Source organism: Pseudobacter sp. (assembly GCF_051955275.1).
In the GTDB taxonomy this organism is placed as follows: Bacteria; Bacteroidota; Bacteroidia; order Chitinophagales; family Chitinophagaceae; genus Pseudobacter.
Genome location: NZ_JBQCGW010000088.1, coordinates 1 through 18,503, shown reverse-complemented (window position 1 = coordinate 18,503; position 18,503 = coordinate 1). Strand labels below are relative to the sequence as shown.

Annotated in this window: 16 protein-coding genes and 1 tRNA gene; 12 read left to right on the top strand and 5 right to left on the bottom strand. The window is 46.7% G+C overall.

Translation table 11 applies throughout. The features are described from left to right. Positions 1 to 138 precede the first annotated feature (138 nt). On the bottom strand, positions 139 to 417 hold the full coding sequence (locus ACTHMC_RS07720) for a DUF4242 domain-containing protein (protein ID WP_440412293.1): 279 nt from the start codon (positions 415 to 417) through the stop codon (positions 139 to 141). Positions 418 to 558: 141 nt separating this feature from the next. On the opposite strand from ACTHMC_RS07720, the gene ACTHMC_RS07715 reads away from it, so the two are divergent. After that, a complete protein-coding gene (locus tag ACTHMC_RS07715; protein ID WP_440412291.1) occupies positions 559 to 1,113 on the top strand; it encodes a DUF1415 domain-containing protein in 555 nt (184 codons plus the stop codon). 41 nt (positions 1,114 to 1,154) lie between these two features. Here ACTHMC_RS07715 and ACTHMC_RS07710 read toward each other — a convergent pair whose 3' ends face one another. Genes ACTHMC_RS07710 through ACTHMC_RS07700 form a run of 3 tightly spaced genes read right to left on the bottom strand, consistent with a single transcriptional unit; the run spans position 1,155 to position 4,636 of the window. Further along, complete coding sequence (locus tag ACTHMC_RS07710; protein WP_440412289.1) at positions 1,155 to 2,915, bottom strand: tetratricopeptide repeat protein; 1,761 nt, start codon at positions 2,913 to 2,915, stop codon at positions 1,155 to 1,157. A gap of 41 nt (positions 2,916 to 2,956) precedes the next feature. Beyond that, on the bottom strand, positions 2,957 to 3,754 hold the full coding sequence (gene dapF / locus ACTHMC_RS07705) for a diaminopimelate epimerase (protein WP_440412287.1): 798 nt from the start codon (positions 3,752 to 3,754) through the stop codon (positions 2,957 to 2,959). A 6-nt stretch (positions 3,755 to 3,760) separates the two neighbouring features. Further along, positions 3,761 to 4,636 (bottom strand): nucleoside phosphorylase, encoded by an 876-nt coding sequence (locus tag ACTHMC_RS07700; protein ID WP_440412285.1) that lies wholly within the window; start codon positions 4,634 to 4,636, stop codon positions 3,761 to 3,763. A 62-nt stretch (positions 4,637 to 4,698) separates the two neighbouring features. Between ACTHMC_RS07700 and ACTHMC_RS07695 the strand changes: the two genes are divergently transcribed. The 4 genes from ACTHMC_RS07695 (at position 4,699) to ACTHMC_RS07680 (ending at position 7,427) form a co-directional block, all read left to right on the top strand. Further along, positions 4,699 to 4,769 (top strand) — tRNA-Cys (locus ACTHMC_RS07695). Positions 4,770 to 4,950: 181 nt separating this feature from the next. Continuing rightward, positions 4,951 to 6,306 carry a tyrosine-type recombinase/integrase gene (locus tag ACTHMC_RS07690; protein ID WP_440412283.1) on the top strand — a complete coding sequence of 452 codons (1,356 nt, stop codon included), beginning with the start codon at positions 4,951 to 4,953 and terminating at the stop codon, positions 6,304 to 6,306. Between the two features lie 25 nt (positions 6,307 to 6,331). Next, positions 6,332 to 6,895 (top strand): ORF6N domain-containing protein, encoded by a 564-nt coding sequence (locus tag ACTHMC_RS07685; RefSeq protein WP_440412281.1) that lies wholly within the window; start codon positions 6,332 to 6,334, stop codon positions 6,893 to 6,895. Between the two features lie 184 nt (positions 6,896 to 7,079). Then, a complete protein-coding gene (locus ACTHMC_RS07680) occupies positions 7,080 to 7,427 on the top strand; it encodes a hypothetical protein (RefSeq protein ID WP_440412279.1) in 348 nt (115 codons plus the stop codon). Here the strand turns inward: ACTHMC_RS07680 and ligD are convergent, their stop codons facing one another. Then, complete coding sequence (gene ligD, locus ACTHMC_RS07675; protein WP_440412277.1) at positions 7,428 to 9,473, bottom strand: DNA ligase D; 2,046 nt, start codon at positions 9,471 to 9,473, stop codon at positions 7,428 to 7,430. Positions 9,474 to 9,647: 174 nt separating this feature from the next. Between ligD and ACTHMC_RS07670 the strand changes: the two genes are divergently transcribed. The 7 genes from ACTHMC_RS07670 (at position 9,648) to ACTHMC_RS07640 (ending at position 18,446) form a co-directional block, all read left to right on the top strand. Beyond that, complete coding sequence (locus tag ACTHMC_RS07670; RefSeq protein ID WP_440412275.1) at positions 9,648 to 9,833, top strand: DUF3606 domain-containing protein; 186 nt, start codon at positions 9,648 to 9,650, stop codon at positions 9,831 to 9,833. Positions 9,834 to 9,859: 26 nt separating this feature from the next. Then, the gene (locus ACTHMC_RS07665) at positions 9,860 to 10,075 is read left to right on the top strand and encodes a hypothetical protein (protein ID WP_440412273.1); all 216 of its coding nucleotides are present in this window, start codon (positions 9,860 to 9,862) and stop codon (positions 10,073 to 10,075) included. Continuing rightward, positions 10,072 to 10,854: an exodeoxyribonuclease III gene (xth, locus tag ACTHMC_RS07660; protein WP_440412271.1), complete on the top strand. Its 783-nt coding sequence runs from the start codon at positions 10,072 to 10,074 to the stop codon at positions 10,852 to 10,854. Before ACTHMC_RS07665 ends, xth begins: the two co-directional genes overlap by 4 nt. A gap of 113 nt (positions 10,855 to 10,967) precedes the next feature. Beyond that, entirely contained in the window at positions 10,968 to 11,705 is a 738-nt protein-coding gene (locus ACTHMC_RS07655; RefSeq protein ID WP_440412269.1) for an ImuA family protein, read from the top strand. Beyond that, the gene (locus ACTHMC_RS07650) at positions 11,706 to 13,208 is read left to right on the top strand and encodes a Y-family DNA polymerase (RefSeq protein WP_440412267.1); all 1,503 of its coding nucleotides are present in this window, start codon (positions 11,706 to 11,708) and stop codon (positions 13,206 to 13,208) included. 15 nt (positions 13,209 to 13,223) lie between these two features. Continuing rightward, positions 13,224 to 16,433: an error-prone DNA polymerase gene (locus tag ACTHMC_RS07645; protein WP_440412265.1), complete on the top strand. Its 3,210-nt coding sequence runs from the start codon at positions 13,224 to 13,226 to the stop codon at positions 16,431 to 16,433. 99 nt (positions 16,434 to 16,532) lie between these two features. Further along, entirely contained in the window at positions 16,533 to 18,446 is a 1,914-nt protein-coding gene (locus ACTHMC_RS07640) for a hypothetical protein (protein ID WP_440412263.1), read from the top strand. Positions 18,447 to 18,503: the final 57 nt, after the last annotated feature.

The following is an 18,503-nucleotide window of genomic DNA, read 5'->3' as shown; positions in this document are numbered from 1 at the left end:
AGTTTATTTTTTGGGTTGTTGGAGACCGGGCGGAATGCTTTGTAAACCAGCTGGTAATGCTTTTAAGTGCTGAATGATACCCAATTACCGGCGGGCAGTATGAACAGGGCTGTCCGCCGGATGAACAGGGTATTGTTATCAGGCCTTTTCAGCCGTGGTGGGGTCGATGATGCGGTACACCTGGGTGATCACATTGGCAGGGAATCCACCTTTGGTGGCATGGAGCCTCACCATCTCTTCATTGGGGGCATTGTAAATGCAGTAGATCTTATCGCCTCCCACATAACTCTGTACCCACTGGATACTGGGACCCAGTTCATTCAATACTGCACATGACTGTTGTGAAATGGCCTGTAATTCTGCTCCTGTGAGCTGGCCTGCGCCGGGAATTTCCCGTTCGATGACAAATTTTGGCATGGTGATACATTTTAAGGTTTTTAAAGAAAGATGAGGGCAGGATGTTCCGGAATGGAATATTTATAGTGGGGACTTCCAATATACGAAATATTCCCGGGATCCATTGAGGAGCGTTTGCTGCAAGAATGTAGTTTTGCCGGCATGAATATGCTCTCCGATTTCAACCAGCAGGTGATAGAACGTACCCGTAAATGGATACTGGAAGTAGTGATCAAATGCAATTTTTGTCCATTTGCCGCCAGGGAAGTGAAGCGCGACAGTATCCGCTACGCGGTAGTCCCTCATCTTACACAGAAGGAAGCCCTGGGTTCACTGCTGGAAGAGTGTAAGCTGCTTGATGGTGACCCTGGGATTGAAACCACCCTGCTCATCTTTTCTCAGGGATTTAAGAGTTTCAGGGAATATCTTCAGCTGGTGGAGAAAGCGGAGATCCTGATCCGTAAAAACGGGTATGAGGGCGTTTACCAGGTGGCCAGTTTCCATCCCGATTATTTCTTTGCCGGGGCACCGGTGGATGATGCCGCCAATTTTACCAACAGGTCTGTTTATCCCATGTTACACCTGCTGCGTGAGGCCAGTATCGAGAAAGTACTGGAACGTTATCCCGAGCCTGAAAGAATTCCCGAAGCCAATATGCGTTTTGCCAGGGAAAAAGGCGCTTCATATATGAAAATGCTGCGTGATTCCTGTTTATAAATAAATAGATTGGTGTACTGGAGCGTTTACCGGCCGGATATTTATTTGATGCTCTGTACAAATTCTTCCAGGCTGGCTTCTGCGGGGAGATGAAGACTTTGACGTAAGCGGCGCTTGCTTCTGGAAACACTGTCTTTACTAATGCCTAAACAGGCGGCTGCCTGTGCATTGTCGAAATTGAGTTTGATAAGGGCGGTCAGTCTTTCCTGGGCAGTAGTGAGGTCTTTGATCGTTTTGCGGAGGGTAGGGAAGAAGCTGGGATAGGCCCTGATGAAATCATTCCTGAAATTAACCCAGTCATCGTCTGTCAGTAATACGGAAGGAAAGATCTCCATGGGACTGATCTGTGCGTTTTGCGTGAGTTGTTGTTGCAGTGCTTCGATCTCCTGGTTCTTCTGGCTGATCCGGGTTTTGAACTGTTCCAGTTTTATGTTTGCTTCGGCTTCTTTCTGTTGTACCTGCTGTATCTTTTTCTGTTGCAGGGCAGCTCTTCTCGTATGTCTTGTTTTGATGCGGTGCCAACTGACGGATGCGATGATGATCAGCAGGATGATGGCGAGCATCAGTATACGGCGAATGGTCCGCTCCGAGTGCATTTCTTCTTCGGCTTTTGCGAGTGATTCCTGGATGTTCTCATAATCCAGCCTGGCCCGTGCTGCATTGATCCGGCTTCGGTTGATGAGGGCCGTGAGACTATCGTTCACTACCTGGTATTTACCAAAATAGAAATAGGAGCTGTCGGGCTGGTTCAGGTGCCGGTACACCTGGCTGAGGCCGAGCGCAGCATCGGTGATGCTCTCCTGGTGGTTGGCTTTATCTGCAATAGACAGGGCCTGTCTGTATTGCTGAACGGCCTTTTTAAAATTTCGGGTATCATAACTGATGGAGGCCAGGTTATTGAGGAAACTGGCCGCGTTGCTGAATTCATTGAATTCAATACTGGCCCTGACGGCATGTTCAATTAATGGAACTGCTGCGGAGAAATTCCGCTTTTCCATTTCTATCCGGCCGAGATAACCGTCGGTCAGGCCTTTCCAGAAATTGGTCCAGCCGGGAACTGTTTCCGGTTTTTGGGGGTCATGATCATTCAGCAGTTTCCTGATCTCATGATAATACCGGAGGGCGCTGTCTGTATTGCGCAGTTTGAAATGAGCGGCTCCGATAATATCGGCCACAAACACTCTGTTGTTCCGGGTTACATTGGGCATCCGGTTGAGCTGACCGTAACATTTGAGCCCGTATTTTATGGATTGCGCATAATCACGGGTAAGGTAGCAGGAGCGGGAGACGGAAAAATAATTGTAGGCGCTCTTTGGAAAATATTGTGCGCCGATCGATTCCTGCAGATCCAGCGCCCGGAGGTTGTAGAGCAGCGACTGCTCTATGTCCGGCAGCCGGAGACTCAGTTCCCCGTACAGTTCATAAAGCTCTGCATTCAGCTGTTTGTCTTTAAGTGGGTAGGCCATTTTAACGGCCTCCATGGTATGCTTCAGTTGAGTACGTACGGTATCCGGATGCCTGCCATTGTGCTCCATGTCCCAGAGTGCGCGGTACATGATCAGGCGCACCTGGAGCCGGGGCTCTTTGTCCGGGTTGATGCGTTTTTGCAGTTCCGCAACCAGCGGGTAATATTTAGCGGAGTCTTTATGTTTGCTGAGGTCGTCAAAGAGAACGGCTGCCTTTTGAGTCTGGGTAATATCGCCGGTAGCCCAGACTTCCAGGTACTTCGATACCGGAAATGTTTGCGCTACCGGCCGGGTATATACGCAGATCAGTGTAAGTAAAGGCAGAAAGGATTTCATGAACAGGGGCAGACATGGTTGGGTATAAAAAGAGAATGGTCTCAGGCATTGAGTTCAGGAACACTGATGGTGCCCTGGAAAACCAGTTCTGCCGGTCCGCAGAGCCATACGTTATCGAAGCTGTCTTCATCGATCCTGTCGAACTCCACGGTAAGCTTGCCTCCTTTGGTATGAACGGTCACGTCATTGAAGCCGCGTTCATTGTGATAGCAGACGATGGCGGCGGCGGTAACGCCTGTTCCGCAGGAATAGGTTTCGTCTTCCACGCCGCGCTCGTAGGTGCGGACGATGATCTCATCGTCTTTCTTCTGTTCTACAAAATTCACGTTCACGCCTTCTTTGGCAAACTGGTTGGAATAGCGGATATCCATTCCTTTTTTATAGACGTCCATTTCCATGACATCGGTCACGATCTTCACGTAGTGAGGGGAGCCGGTATCCAGCAGGAAGTCTCCGTGATAATCCCTGATCATATTTACATTCTTCATCTTGAGACTGACGGTGCCATCGTCGTCAATTTCGGCATCATGGTCTCCGTCTGCTGCGAGGAATTTTACCATGGGTTTGCGGATGCCCTGGTGCCAGGCGAATTTAACGAGGCAGCGTCCGCCATTGCCGCACATGGTGCTGGGGCGGCCATCGGCATTGTAATATTTCATCTCGAAATCATACCCTGGCTTTGTGTTGAGCATCATCAGTCCGTCTGCGCCGATACCGAAGCGGCGGTTGCAGATCCAGTTCACCTGGTTGTTGGTCAATGCGTCGTACTGTCCGTTCCGGTTGTCCAGGATCACAAAATCGTTGCCGGTGCCCTGGTATTTGAAAAACTGTAGATCCATATACTATTATAACCCTTTAAGAATGTCGATTGTTGTGTTTATGAGTTTGTCGATGGTATTACCGGCGTCTTTGGAGAAGTTCCTGTTCACCCTGTTGGCCACGATGGCGCTGAGGGAGAGGCAGTGGTGCCCGAGCAGTTTTCCCAGTCCGTAGATAGCGGCTGTTTCCATCTCAAAGTTAGTGATACGATGCTGACCAAACGAAAAATCTGTGAGGCGGTCGATCAGGTCGGGGTGGCTGAGACCGAGGCGTAAAACCCGCCCTTGCGGGCCGTAAAATCCGGGACAGGTAACGGTGATGCCGTGGTGGAAATCGGTGACGAAATGTTTCAGCAGGCTGGGGGCAGCGGAGCTGATGTAGGGTTGGGAGATGCGGGCTCCCAGTTGGGTTTGGGTGATGAAGCCCTGGAGGAGCTGGCGTTCTTCCTCATTCTCATCGGCGCGATAGAAATTGAGGAGGTTGTCGATGCCCAGTCCATGGGTGCTGGCCACCCAGCTGTCTACCGGGATGGCGGCCTGGAGGGAGCCTGAGGTTCCGATCCGGATAATGTCCAGGGCGGTATGATCATGCCTGATAGTACGGGTTTTGAAGTCGATATTCACCAGGGCGTCCAGTTCGTTCAGCACAATATCGATATTATCGGGGCCGATGCCGGTGGAAACCACGGACAATCTTTTGCCGCCGATTGTGCCGGTATGGGTCACAAATTCCCGGTGCTGGCGTTGCACCTCGATGCGGTCAAATCGGCTACTGACCTTGCTTACACGGTCCGGGTCACCCACTGTGATGATGGTGGTGGCGAGCTCTTCGGGGAGGAGGTCCAGGTGGTAAATGGCCCCCCGTTCATTGATAATCAGTTCAGATTCTTGAATTGTTCCCATAAAAAGTATCGATTGTTCTTGTCAAATATCCAACAAATATCCTACTTTTGCACTCCCTCAACGGTTCCGTGGCCGAGTGGCTAGGCAGAGGTCTGCAAAACCTTTTACAGCAGTTCGAATCTGCTCGGGACCTCCGAATGTAAGGATCGCCAAAAGCGATCCTTACTTCATTTTATACAGCTTTACATAAGTGGCTTGATCTTCAGAGAACTATAACGATTGGGTATACCCGCCTCCTTGTACCTTTATATAAGTATAACATAGTTTATCTCCCATCTACTCGACCATTTACTCGACCGTCAAAAAGGCACACTATGTTATACCCGATTCAACCTGGCTGTTACAAGCCGCGGGCAGATGGCTTCAGCAACATCCATATTCAGTATTGCTTCACCAGCGCCAAGAAACCGTTACTGGATACGCAGATTGTTATTCCTGCAGCTTATTGGGACAAAACCAAAAAAGAGATCAGTCCTGATTTGCCACTGGAGCATGGATTGGCCGCCAAGTTAAATGTTGCTTTGCAGCAGCAAATGGAATTAGTAGGGCATGTGATAAAATATGCCATTCGAAACAATATCGAGGACCGGGCTGAATTTGTTAAAAGGTTCTACAGCCCTGATCTGGATATATTTTCTCTCGATGAGAAGGTGAAGAAAGCTGAACAGGAGAAAATAGAAGAGGAAAAGAAAATACAGGATGCAATTAAAGCAGATGTTTATAAGCAGATCGAATTATACATCCTGGCCAAACAAAAGAATATGTGCAAGCAATTTCCTGCCATGTTCAGGAATATGGCACACCTACTTAAATGTTACCAAACAGCCCGCAAGGTAACCATCACATTCGATTCCTTCACAGGAGACTTCTATCAGGACTTTGTTGATTTTCTTTCTTATGAACATAAACAAACCCGGCGCAAGAAGACCATTATCGGCTTAAAAATAAATACTGTAGGAAAGGTTGTTAACCATCTTCGTCGCTTCCTGAATCACCGCATCAGTAAAAAAGTGATCGCACCTATCGATTTTACTGAATGGGAAAGCGTTGGAGAGGATTCAGATGCTGTCTACCTGACCTGGGAAGAAATAGAAAAGATTTATACAGTTGATCTCAGGGGGCATCCGCATTTGATCCCATATCGAAATGATTTTGTGTTGGGTTGCCTGACCGGACTTCGGTTCAGTGATTTTTCTGCGTTGGAAATGCCAGATGCCAGGGGTGATTACTTATATAAGAAACAGTTCAAGTCCTATCACCGGGTAGTGATCCCGTTACGCAAAGCAGCTAAGGAAATTTTGCAGGGTCGTTTCAATGAAGGTTATGTAACACTGACAAATGCTGAATTCAACCGCCACATCAAAACGGTGTGCCGACTGGCCGGTATTGTTGAAGTAATCAAGCACACCTATAAGAAAGGGAGTAAGCGAATTGAGGAAATACGGGAAAAGTGTGATTGGGTTACTACTCACACCTGCAGACGGAGTTTCTGTACAAATGAATTTCTTGCAGGCACACCCGTAGAGCTGATCATGAAAATCAGCGGGCATAAGAGCTTGCGAGATTTCTACCGGTATATCAAAATCACACCGGAAGAGGCAGCACAGAAGATGAAAGAGATCTGGGAAAAGCGTAGTGCCGAACAGGGGAAATACCAAGCTCTATTCTAAAAAGTAAGAACTAAATGTATATACCATGCAATTAATTCAAAGTATTCAAAACAGGATTTACGAGGTACGCGGTGAAAGAGTGATGATTGATCGTGATCTCGCAATTCTTTATGAAACCGAAGCCAAAGTATTAAATCAGGCGGTGAAACGCAATCTAAAGCGTTTTCCAGCAGATTTCATGTTTCAACTAACTCACAATGAGTGGAGTAGTCTGAGGTTTCAAATTGAAACCTCAAACAAGTTGCAACCAGAGGATTTGCGGTCACAAATTGTGACCGCAAAAAATCAGAGCCGGAACAGGTTTCTACCCTATGCTTTTACAGAACAGGGGGTGGCGATGCTCAGTTCTGTACTGAACTCTGATAAAGCTATTCAAATGAACATAGCAGTCATGAGGGCGTTCGTGGATATTAGGAAAGCGTTATTCGTTCAAACGGATATACGCGAAAAGCTAAAACAAATTCAAGAGAGGATCGGTGAACATGATACGCAGCTCAATCATATTTATGAAGCGTTGGAAAACCTGTTGGACGAAAAAGCTATTGAGCGAAAATGGGAGGAAAGGGAAAGGATTGGATTCAAGAAGTGAGATTGTAACAAGCATCATATGCTCAGGACTGGATTCGTGGTAGGCGCAGACTTTCTTATCCGGAAGGATATTTATGCCGAACTTTTAATGCTGAATAGCACGGCAATGGCTCCGGGACTGCTCGCGGTCAATTTTTGGGCGTTTTTTTCCGATGAAAGCGAATGCCAGGTTTATTTTCATTTCCATGAAAAGGAAACTGACTGCCAGCCAGCAGGCAAAAGTGAACGCAGCCAAAGCGTTTCTAAAAATCACTACCGATCCGGATCGTCTCTATACGATTGTGGTTATTATCGGACCTGCCTTATTCGGTTCCTTTTTTCAAAGCAATTCAGACACTGTCTGGTCGCGCATAGAAAACCCAGGATTCTTCAGGTATGATGAAATGATAATTATAGCAGAAGTGTTAGAAATTACACTACAGGAGTTGCTCGCTCTTGTGAGCATGCAAATAGAACATAATGTTCAACAACGAAAGAAAGGCCTTCCTGTAGGAAGGAAAAAATATCAGGGACGAGTAGATGACCAGGATTAATCAAGACTTATCAAGCAGCTTTTGAATGAATGGTACATTCTTGGAAGCTACTGCATCTGATAATACCTGTTTAAATACATCTCCTGTCTTACGCACTCTCTTCAGTACTGTATCTATTGTGAACTGCCACCTGTCCAGTGACGGTTTCACTTCTTTCCAGTCCAGTGGTGTACTTACCAGCGGTGAATGGTAAGGGCGAACGCTGTATGGAGCGGCCAGGGTCTTGGTGTAATAATTCTGCTGCGGATCGATATAAACATGATCACGTCTATGGGCCACCGATCTTTGTAACGTAGTAATATCAGGCAATAATGCATTGACTTTTTCTGCCAAAAAAGTTGCAGCGCGGGTAACTTGCTGATTGTTGAAACCCCGGCAGGGAACGTAGATGTGCATGCCGGTCTTTCCGCTGGTTTTGATGAACCCAGTCAGCTTGTGCTGCTGCAGGACTTCCCGGGTGGCCAGTGCGGTTTCGATAGCTTTCTGAAAACCTGTTTCTTCCGCTTCTCTTCGTTTGGCGGCGGATAGTTTTGCCGGGATGGTGGGATCCAGGTCAATCCACAAGAAGTCTGGTTCTTGTGGTGAGTGGATTCGGGAAGACCAGGGATTGATATCTACACATCCGGTATCCACCATGAATAGCAATGTTTCAATATTGTTAGCTACCAGGTAATCAATGCGTGCTCTTTTCTTTCCTTTTTCAACCGGCGAATTGTCGTGACGAAGATCTGTAAAGATCTGGGCACAGGTGGGTTGTCTGTTTTCCATGTCTTTCAGGTAGATCGTCGGACTTCCGGCACCGGATAATTTCAGATTCAGGGATTGAGGCCGGTCTTTGATATGGGGTAGTATGTACTGGCTAATGGAATGATAATAGAGCAGAAGCTGCGCTTTGGGCACATCCTTCCAAAGCTCCCGCTCTACATTGTGCACCTGTACCGTGCAATGTTCCATATTCATTTCCTGCCATTGGGCATCTTTTTGTTCCTGATCCACTTTGCGCCAATTGCTGTCAGCATTCAAGTATTTGCGTTTGCTGGAGTGAGTGGGAACCTGCTCCGGCTCTGCTACAGTAGCGGCAGATACCACTTGTTCCCGGACAACCTGTTTGGCCTTCTTATCTTTTCGGAACCCTAAAAAGGTAGCAGGTTTTCTGATACGACCGGATTTTGTCCAGGTAGCAAACTCAAAATTCGCCACCAGGCTGGGTTTGACGTAATGGATAGCAGCCCGTTTTGTATCGAGCACCGGATTGACAAAGGGAGATCTTTCGATTTCCAGCGCTTTGAGTTTTTTGAGTATAGCAGGCATCTCTTTCTCTTTGAAACCGCCTCCACTGCGGCCAATCCACTCAAACTGTCCTTTAGGATTGTAAGCTCCGAAGAGCAGGGAACGAAAAGAGCGCTGCTTATCGGATTCTGCCCAGCCTCCAATCACAAACTCCTGCCGTTTGCGGGTGGGCACTTTCACCCAATCGTACCCCCGTACACCTGGCTGATAGATGCTGTCTCTTTTCTTGCCGACCATGCCTTCCAGGTTCAGTGCTTTCATTTGCTCATATAAAGCCAGTCCATCATCATACTGTTCACTGAAACGAATCAAATCCTGGCCTTTCACCATTTCCTGCAGCATGGCTTTTCTTTCCATCAAAGGAAGATCCAGTAAACTGTATCCATCCAGCCACAGCAGGTCGAATACGCAGTAGGCAATGGGTGAGTAATGGCCATTGAAATTCTGGAGTGCATCAAAGTCCGGCTTTCCCTGTTCATTGAACACCACCGCTTCTCCATCGATGACCATATTGTGTTTGATCGAACGCAGCGCCTTTTCCAGTGGCGGGTATTTAGCCGTATAGTCCAAGCCGCTGCGGGAAGTGAGGCGTACCTTTCCTTTCTGTACATAGCCAATCAACCGGTAACCATCCCATTTGATCTCGTAGATCCAGTCAGGATCGGTAAAGGGCTCCTTTACCAGGGTGCACAACATCGGTTCTATTCCTGATAATATAGTGGACCTTTTACCCTTTGATTTTCTCCGTCTTGCCATACCGGGTATTTGGAAAAGTTCCCGCAAAAGGAGGACCAGCCTTATTACCAGGGCACGGGCGCATTATGTCTAACCTTTGGTATTACAAGCTTTGGCAGTCACAGAGCCTGTGGTGACAATTACCCAGTGCTTTAGCTGGTATTATGATTGCAATTTGTAATATAAACGACAATTATGGCAGATAATAAACAAAACACCGGTAAAGCTGATGATGTGCGCGTTGATAAGAACGATCCTTCCGAAGTGGAGTATTTGCATCAACAATTTCCCGATAAGACCCATGAACAAATTAAGCAAGCAATTGAAGCTGCTGGCCCTATGCGAGCAGCGATTATTGAATACTTGCAGTCTGACCGATAAAGTATCACACCAACAAAATATACTTTATGCCGTGGTATAATGGAGATTATCCTCCGTCATATAAAAATCAGCCGGTGAAACTGCGAAACAAAGCAGTGGAGATTGCCAATGCGCTATTGGAAGAGGGCATGGAAGAAGGCGTGGCCATAGCGACGGGATTGAAGCGGGCTCGTGAATCGTTTACTGCTACCCATTCAAAAGGAACCCGCAAATCAACATCTGCCGGTAAGAAAGCAAAATGATCAAAGTAGCCACCTACAATATCAATAGCATCAATGGTAGACTGCCGGTACTGCTTCGATGGCTGAAAAAAGCGAAGCCGGATATTTTGTGCTTACAGGAGTTAAAAGCGGAACAAGGCAGGTTTCCCGAAGATGAGTTGAAAGCTGCTGGCTATCATGCTATCTGGCACGGTCAAAAGACCTGGAATGGGGTAGCGATCCTTTCGCGTTCATTACCTATTCAAGAGTTGCGCCGTCGATTGCCGGGAGATGCCAAAGACGAGCAAAGCCGGTATTTGGAAGCCATTGTAGGAGAGATGGTGGTTGCCTGTATCTATGCACCTAACGGAAATCCATATCCTGGAAAAAAGTTCGACTACAAAGTAAAATGGTACAATAGACTATTGACGCACACAAAAGGATTGCTTTCTTTTGACGTTCCTGTTCTGCTGGTTGGCGATTTTAATGTAATGCCCTCAGAAGTGGACGTATATAAACCTGAAAAATACCTCAATGATGCTCTGTTCAGGAAGGAAATTCGTGCGGCCTTCGACCGGATGCTGAAACAAGGGTGGACAGATGCTATCGCTAAAAAATTTCCGGCAGGGCATATTTATACTTTCTGGGATTATCTCTGGAAAGCCTGGGAAAGAAATGCAGGCCTTCGGCTTGACCATTTCTTATTGAGCCCACATCTGGTTAACCGGCTGAAACGGGCTGGGGTAGACAAGGAAGTTCGGGGCTGGCCCAAAGCCAGTGATCATGCTCCTGTTTGGATTGAGCTCCAGGATAAAGCATAGACACACATTCCTCTATATAATAATCGTCTGTTTTTCAAGCCTATAAATGGAAAGATGTTTTTAATGCTGGTTTTGCTAAAATAATTAGTAAAATTGTGGTGGATTACGTAGCAATGCCAGTACCTGACCACGATATGATCGTTCGTTTGCGCAAGGAAATCCTTGCGCTGGAAGGCTTCAAAGCTAAGGCAGATCGTGGCTCCATCCAGGATCCCGGTTTACAGGATTTGCTGCAACATTTACCCAATCATCAGTTTCCTACCGGTGCTATTCATGAATTCATGGGTGCATCTTCTGAGCATGCTACAGCTGCCTCCGGATTCATCGTATCACTCATCAGTCATCATATTGCTTGCAAGGGTGTTGTCATCTGGATCAGTGCCGCACGCACCCTGTTCCCTGTGGCCCTGGCGCAGTTCGGGCTTTCTCCTGAGCAGTTGGTGTTCGTGGATGTGGCCAGAGAAAAAGATGTACTGTGGGTAATGGAGGAAGCCTTAAAGTGTGAAGCGGTAGGCGCTGTCATTGCAGAAGCGGGTGAATTAAGTTTCACAGCCTCCAGGAGATTGCAGTTGGTGGTTGAACACAGCGGCGTTACGGGGTTTGTATTGCGAGGCCGCAAGGTGCAAAAAATGAATACGACTGCCTGTGTGACCCGCTGGAGCATTACTTCCACTCATTCACTAGACCTGGAAGGGCTACCGGGCATTGGTTATCCCAGCTGGAAGGTAGAGCTGTTGCGGGTTCGCAACGGCAAACCTGGGAGCTGGACTATTACCTGCAGGGCAGGAAAGCTTTCGATTGTTGAACAACCGGCAAGGACTGAAAAAGTGCCGATCAGAAAAGTGGGATAGATGTCAAGACGGTATGTATCGATATGGTTTCGTTACCTCGTAACGGATTGGTTGGCGCTCCGCCAGCCCGAACTGTTGAAGCAGGCTTTTGCCACTGCCATTGGAGAAAGAGGTAGGATGGTGATCGCTGCTGCCAGCCCCCTCGCGGAAGCACAAGGCATACATGCAGGCATGCCTGTAGCAGATGTCAGGGCGTTACTACCCGGCTTTCAGGTCATAGATCATAAACCGGATATCGAGGTCAAGTTATTGAAAGCTATTGCAGAGTGGTGCATTCGCTTCACGCCAGTTGTTTCCATTGATAATACTGATGGGCTGCTATTAGATGCTACTGGCTGTGCTCACTTATGGGGTGGAGAAGAAAAGTACCTGGAAGATATCACTCAAAAACTCCGAACACGCGGTTACCAGGTTCGTGTTGCCATCGCGGATACCATAGGCGCTGCCTGGGCCATCAGCCGGTATGCGCAAGATCAATTTATCATTGCTCCGGATCAGCAACTCTCAGCCCTGCTGCCTCTTCCTGCGGCTGCGCTCCGGATAGATGCGGCAGCGAATGACCGGTTACAGAAACTGGGACTGCACACAGTGGCTTCTTTCATACGCATGCCTGCCAGTACCCTGCGCAGACGATTTGGCGAAAGATTTCTCCAAAGATTGCATCAGGCAATGGGCAGTGAAGAAGAATTCATTGTTTCCATACAACCTGTCGTACCTGTTCTGGAGCGGTTGCCCTGCCTGGAGCCGATTGTCACTGCTACCGGCATTGAGATTGCCGTCAAGCAATTATTGTCGACCTGTTGCAAACGCCTCACACAAGAAGGCAAAGGGATCCGGCAAGCCCAACTGAAGTGTTTTCGCGTGGATGGAAAAATAGAAACGGTTGATATCGGTACGAGTCGCGCTTCTCAGGATGAGCACGATTTGTTCAAGTTGTTCGAATTGAAATTACCCGGCATTGAACCAGGACTGGGCATTGAATTGTTTTTGTTGGAGATTAGTAAGGTAGAAAAGGTGGTGGTAGCACAGGAACAAATCTGGCATCATTCCACTGGCTTGCAGGGAACACCTGTTGCGCAGCTTATCGACCGGATTGCGGGGAAGCTCGGATCAGACCGCATTCGCCGCTATTTGCCTGTGGAGCATTATCTGCCTGAACGTTCCCTTAAATCCACAACAGACCTCACAGAACAACCGGCTACACACTGGAAAAAAGATACCCCGCGTCCACTTTTTTTGTTGGCCAAACCTGAACCCATAGCGGTCACTGCACCGATACCTGATTACCCGCCCATGAATTTCCGCTACAATGGAGTACTGCACAAAGTCATGAAAGCGGATGGTCCCGAACGCATTGAACAGGCATGGTGGATCAAAGATGGCCAACACCGGGATTATTATGCGGTAGAAGATGAGCACGGAAAGCGATATTGGTTATTTCGCGCGGGCCACTATGATGCAACCAAAAAAGCAGGTTGGTACCTGCATGGATTTTTCAGCTAATCGAAAAGGTGAGTGATGGAATATACAGAACTACAAGTAACCAGTAATTTCAGTTTTCTGCGCGGAGGATCCCATCCACATGAACTCGTAGCGCATGCCCAGGCTTTAGGTTATACTTCTATCGCAATCACCGACCGCAATACAATGGCCGGCATAGTGCGTGCGCACAGTGCGGCAAAGAAAGCAGGCATCCGCCTTATTGTTGGTGTAAGACTGGATTTGCAGGATAGTCCCAGTCTGCTGGCCTATCCTACTAACAAGGATGCGTATGCGTCACTTTGTAATTTGCTCACCACCGGAAACCTGTGTACAGAAAAAGGGGATTGCCGTTTATTCAAAGCAGATGTGTTCCAATGCACGAAAGGTATCATCTTTATCGTGCTGCCTCCTGATGAGCTCAATCAACAATTTGTCTTTGATCCCGGTTTCGATCTGGCGCTGCAGGAATATAAAGCAGGTCTCAGGGATCAACTCTATATAGCAGCCTGGCGTAGTTACCAGGGTAATGATAGCAAACGGTTGTTTCGTATACAGCAGCTTTCGCAGCGATACGGTATCCCGATGGTGGCCACCAATGATGTGCATTATCACGATTTGGCGCGAAGACAATTGCAGGACGTGCTCACCTGCATCCGGGAAAAATGTACCATCCACAATGCAGGTTACCGGCTGCATCCCAATGCAGAGCGGCATTTGAAAGATGCCAGTGAAATGACACGCCTGTTCCGACAATATCCGGATGCCATCCGCTGCACCCAAACCATAGCCGCAGCCTGCCAATTTTCGCTCGATGACCTTAAATATGAATACCCGGAAGGTCTTACCAGTGAAGGTCGCACGGCGCAGGAACAATTGGAATACCTGACCTGGCAAGGTGCACGTGAACGGTATGGAGAAACCATTCCGGAAAAGGTTGTCGCGGCGATTCATTATGAACTGGCCTATATCAAAGAAGTCGATTACGCCAAATACTTTCTGACGGTAGAGGATATTGTCAGCAAAGCCAGATCCTTGAATATCTTGTGCCAGGGACGCGGCAGTGCGGCTAACTCCACTGTCTGTTACGTGCTCGGCATCACCTCGGTGGATCCCACCAAATTCGATTTGTTGTTTGAACGTTTCATTTCGCGGGCGCGCAATGAGCCACCTGATATCGATGTGGATTTTGAACATGAAAGGAGAGAGGAGATCATTCAATACATCTATGAGAAGTATGGGCGGGATCATGCAGCCATTGTAGCGACTGTCACCCAGCAACACCAGAAGGGATCTATCCGGGATGTGGGCAGGGCGATGGGATTGTCCGTGGATACCGTGAACAGGCTTAGCCGGGCTATCTGGGAATTTACCGATGAATGGTTCGATGAAAGCCGGCTGGTGGAACAGGGGCTGAATCCGCAGGATCCTCATCTGCTTAAAGTCTTAAAGCTAACCCATGCTTTTATGGGGTTTCCCCGTCAACTGGGCCAGCATACGGGAGGCTTCGTGATCACCAAAGGAAAGCTGCATGAGCTGTGCCCAATCATTAACGCACGCATGGAAGGCAGGACCAACCTGGAATGGAACAAAGATGATATTGATGACCTGGGGTTTCTGAAAATCGATGTATTGGGGCTGGGCATGCTGACCTGCCTGAGAAAAGCCTTTGATCTGGCAAAGCAACATTATGGTCTTGGTCTGACCCTGTACAACATTCCGCAGGATGATCCTGCTGTATACGATATGATCTGTAAAGCAGATACCATTGGCGTGTTCCAGATTGAAAGCCGGGCGCAGCAATCCATGCTGCCACGGCTGAAGCCCCGTAATTTCTATGACCTGGTGATCGAGGTGGCGATTGTTCGTCCCGGACCGATATTGGGGGACATGGTGCATCCATACCTAAAGAGGCGTAACGGGGAAGAACCTGTGGAGTATCCATCTAAAGAGCTGGAAGATATATTGAAAAAAACGCTGGGTGTTCCATTATTCCAGGAGCAGGCAATGAAGATCGCCATTGTTGCAGCAGGATTCACGCCAACTGAAGCCGATGAATTACGCAGGAGCATGGCCACTTTCAAACTGAAAGGGCTGGTATCTCAATTTGAACAAAAGCTCATCAGTGGAATGATCATGAATGGTTATACCCTGGACTATGCGCAACGCGTCTTCCGGCAACTGGAGGGTTTCGGCAGTTACGGATTCCCGGAGAGCCATGCTGCCAGTTTCGCGCACCTGGTCTGGGTGTCCTGCTGGCTCAAATGTCATTATCCGGATGTGTTTGCATGTGCCCTGCTGAACAGTCAACCAATGGGCTTTTACCAACCTGCGCAGATTGTGGCGGATGCAAAACGACATGGCGTGGAGGTGAGGCCGGTAGATGTGAACTATTCAGCCTGGGACAATCAGCTGGAAGAGAAAGTTGGTAACTATTATGCGATGCGACTGGGGTTCCGGCAGGTGAAAGGACTGCGTAAGGAAGATATCGAGATCCTGGTGGGGGCACGCCACCAGCCTTTCGAAACAATCGATCAACTCCGGGAAGCAGGTGTGCCTGTCAATGCATTGGAAGCCCTGGCAGAAGCCGATGCGTTTCGTTCTATACAAATGGATCGCCGTCAGGCGCTCTGGCAGGTAAGCACCAAAGATCATCCTGTGGCGCTGTTTGCCGGGAAGCCTTCTGAGAATATAGAAGATGAAGAGCGGGTGACTTTACCGGAAATGAAACTCTCTGAGCATGTGTTACAGGATTATGCTTCTACGGCTCTTTCACTGAAGGCACATCCGGTAAGCTTTGTGCGTGAAAAGCTCCAGCAGCTCAAAGTGATTACTTCGGCAGATCTTTTCAATACCAAACCTGGTAGCATTGTTCGGGTATCAGGATTGGTGCTCGTCCGCCAACGGCCCGGCACTGCAGGTGGGGTATGTTTCATGACCATCGAAGATGAAACGGGTACGGCCAATATCATAATTTTTCAAAACCTGTTTGAGGAGTTTCGCAAGCCCATTCTGCAATCCCGTTTAATCATGATTGAAGGGGAAATGCAGCGTCAGGGCGATGTGATCCATGTGGTGGCTATTCGTTGTCACAATTTCTCGAAACTATTGCGTAACCTCGGACCAGATATCGCTTTGCTAAATAATAGTGAGACAGGTGATACTTTGCCTGCTGCTATGAATAAGAAGGCCCAAGTGAGGCAGAAAGCTCCGGAGATCTCATTTCCAGAAGCTAGAAACTTCAAATAGCGAAATTGATTAACTGCTGGAAATTAGTATATTATCATTCTTAATCCAGAATATTGGTTTCGAATTTTGTATTGCATTCATTCACGCAAATAATGAAAAATGGTACCTGTATTGAATAAAAAATTCGTTTGTATCGTTGACAGGAAACGAATTGATTTGGCTGCCATGATATCATCATATTTTGTTGTACCGGGAGAGTATTTTCCGCTATTCGAGTTTCCTGTTGTAACAATTGTTAAGCCTGATATAGATGAGGATGATATTGATGAGCACATAGTAACCAGAATGCGCGCAAACGAGTTTAATATGTTTGTTGGGAATTGCATTGCGAGAAACGGTGGTTGTGATCATTTGATACTCGCAGGTTTATCTGAAGAACAGAAGAGTTATTTAACGTTTATAAACAAATATAATATTATAGAAATCGCTGATATAGGCGAATTAGATTTTTTGTTAGGGAGTTTCGTTGAGAATAATAAAGGAGTGTTATTGTGTAGGTCTGATCAATTGCTGGATGGGCTGAACATTGCTATAGGGGAAAATTTAAAGTTGGTAATCGATGATGCTGCAGATTTAATTGAATTGCCTGATGATAGCAATACAGGGCTTATTGTCATAGAAAAAATTGAAGCCGTTTCTACTGTTGTTGCAGTGAATTACGCAGCCTCAGTGAAAGCAGATATAAAAATAGTTGAACCATTAGGGCCTGATGAAGAAAAGGAAGTTTTGGCCTTGTTGGAAGAATGGCAAAGTGGAATTCATGATTCGTATTATCAGATATGCGAAAAGGTGAATAAAAGAGTAGATCAGATTTATTTTCCAGCATACGATTATGTTACTTTTTTTACTAATGGACTGCCTTACTCCCTTGTAATAAACAATGATATCCCATGCACATATGTGCATCTTTTATATAGACCAGATGTTTTCATATTTCATAATATTTTGTTCGAGGATGTTGAATGCAATAATGCTGCAATTGTTTTTTCTCCTAAGTTATTTAAAGCTGGAGAAGAAAGTGAATATGTAAGTAAGGAGTTACAAAAGAAGAATTTCTATGTTCGAGAACTTTTTGGAAAAGAAGCGACGGTTTATAACCTAGATATGAACGTAAAAGAATTTCCTTATGACTTGTTGCACATTTGTAGTCATGGTGGGGAGGTAGGTGGGTATTCAATTACGGAGACTTTTAAAGATAGGGATGGAGTAAGTCATATTGTGGAGTATGATGAGGTCGTTGGGTTTGCTCCTAATCCATATATGAATAAACCTGAGACGAAATTCGATGATATCATAATACCCGTACACAGGAAAATGATATTTAGGAAATTCGATGGTTTTGCATGGCGTAGTAAAGAATTTAAGGCAAAAAATTATCCGAGATATTTATTTGCCGATATGCAGAAAGAAATGGATGCGATGTTTCGTGATGCAAATTATAAACCTGAAAGGCTGCCTGTTGACGCGGTGTCAGGATCTTGCGGGATAACATGTACTGATTCGGTATATCAAGCAATGATTCAATTCGTTGCTGGTGCCCACACGGCTCCAATTATTTTTAATAATTCGTGTTGGTCGTGGTCGGGGATTGCTGATTCGTTTTTAGTGGGAGGGGTAAGAGGATATATTGGTACTTTATGGAAAGTGGACAACGGAATCGCAACCCAAGTAGCAGAGGACTTTTATAGTCATGTTTTCAATCATACCATAGTTGACGCGCTTAGGAAGGCAACAGAAATAACGAAAGGAAGTGATAATGAGAATATATATGTTTATTGGGGGCTTCATTTTTCTAAATTAAAGAAAGGCGCGGCTGTCAATAAGAGTAGAGAACATGTCTGCCATAAGTTGTTACAATCTTTCTACCGATGGATAGATCAAAAAAAGAATGTGAAATCAGGGACTATTGCTCAAAATATAATGCATTTAGCGAATTGGAATATGTCGCAAATAAGGCGATTTTTTGCAGAAGAATTTGTCCGAATAATGACAAAATCTGCCGCAAGAAGATAGGAGCCCTGATTGTAAAGCGATTTAATTGCAGGATTGAAAAAAAGAATTAAAATCTCG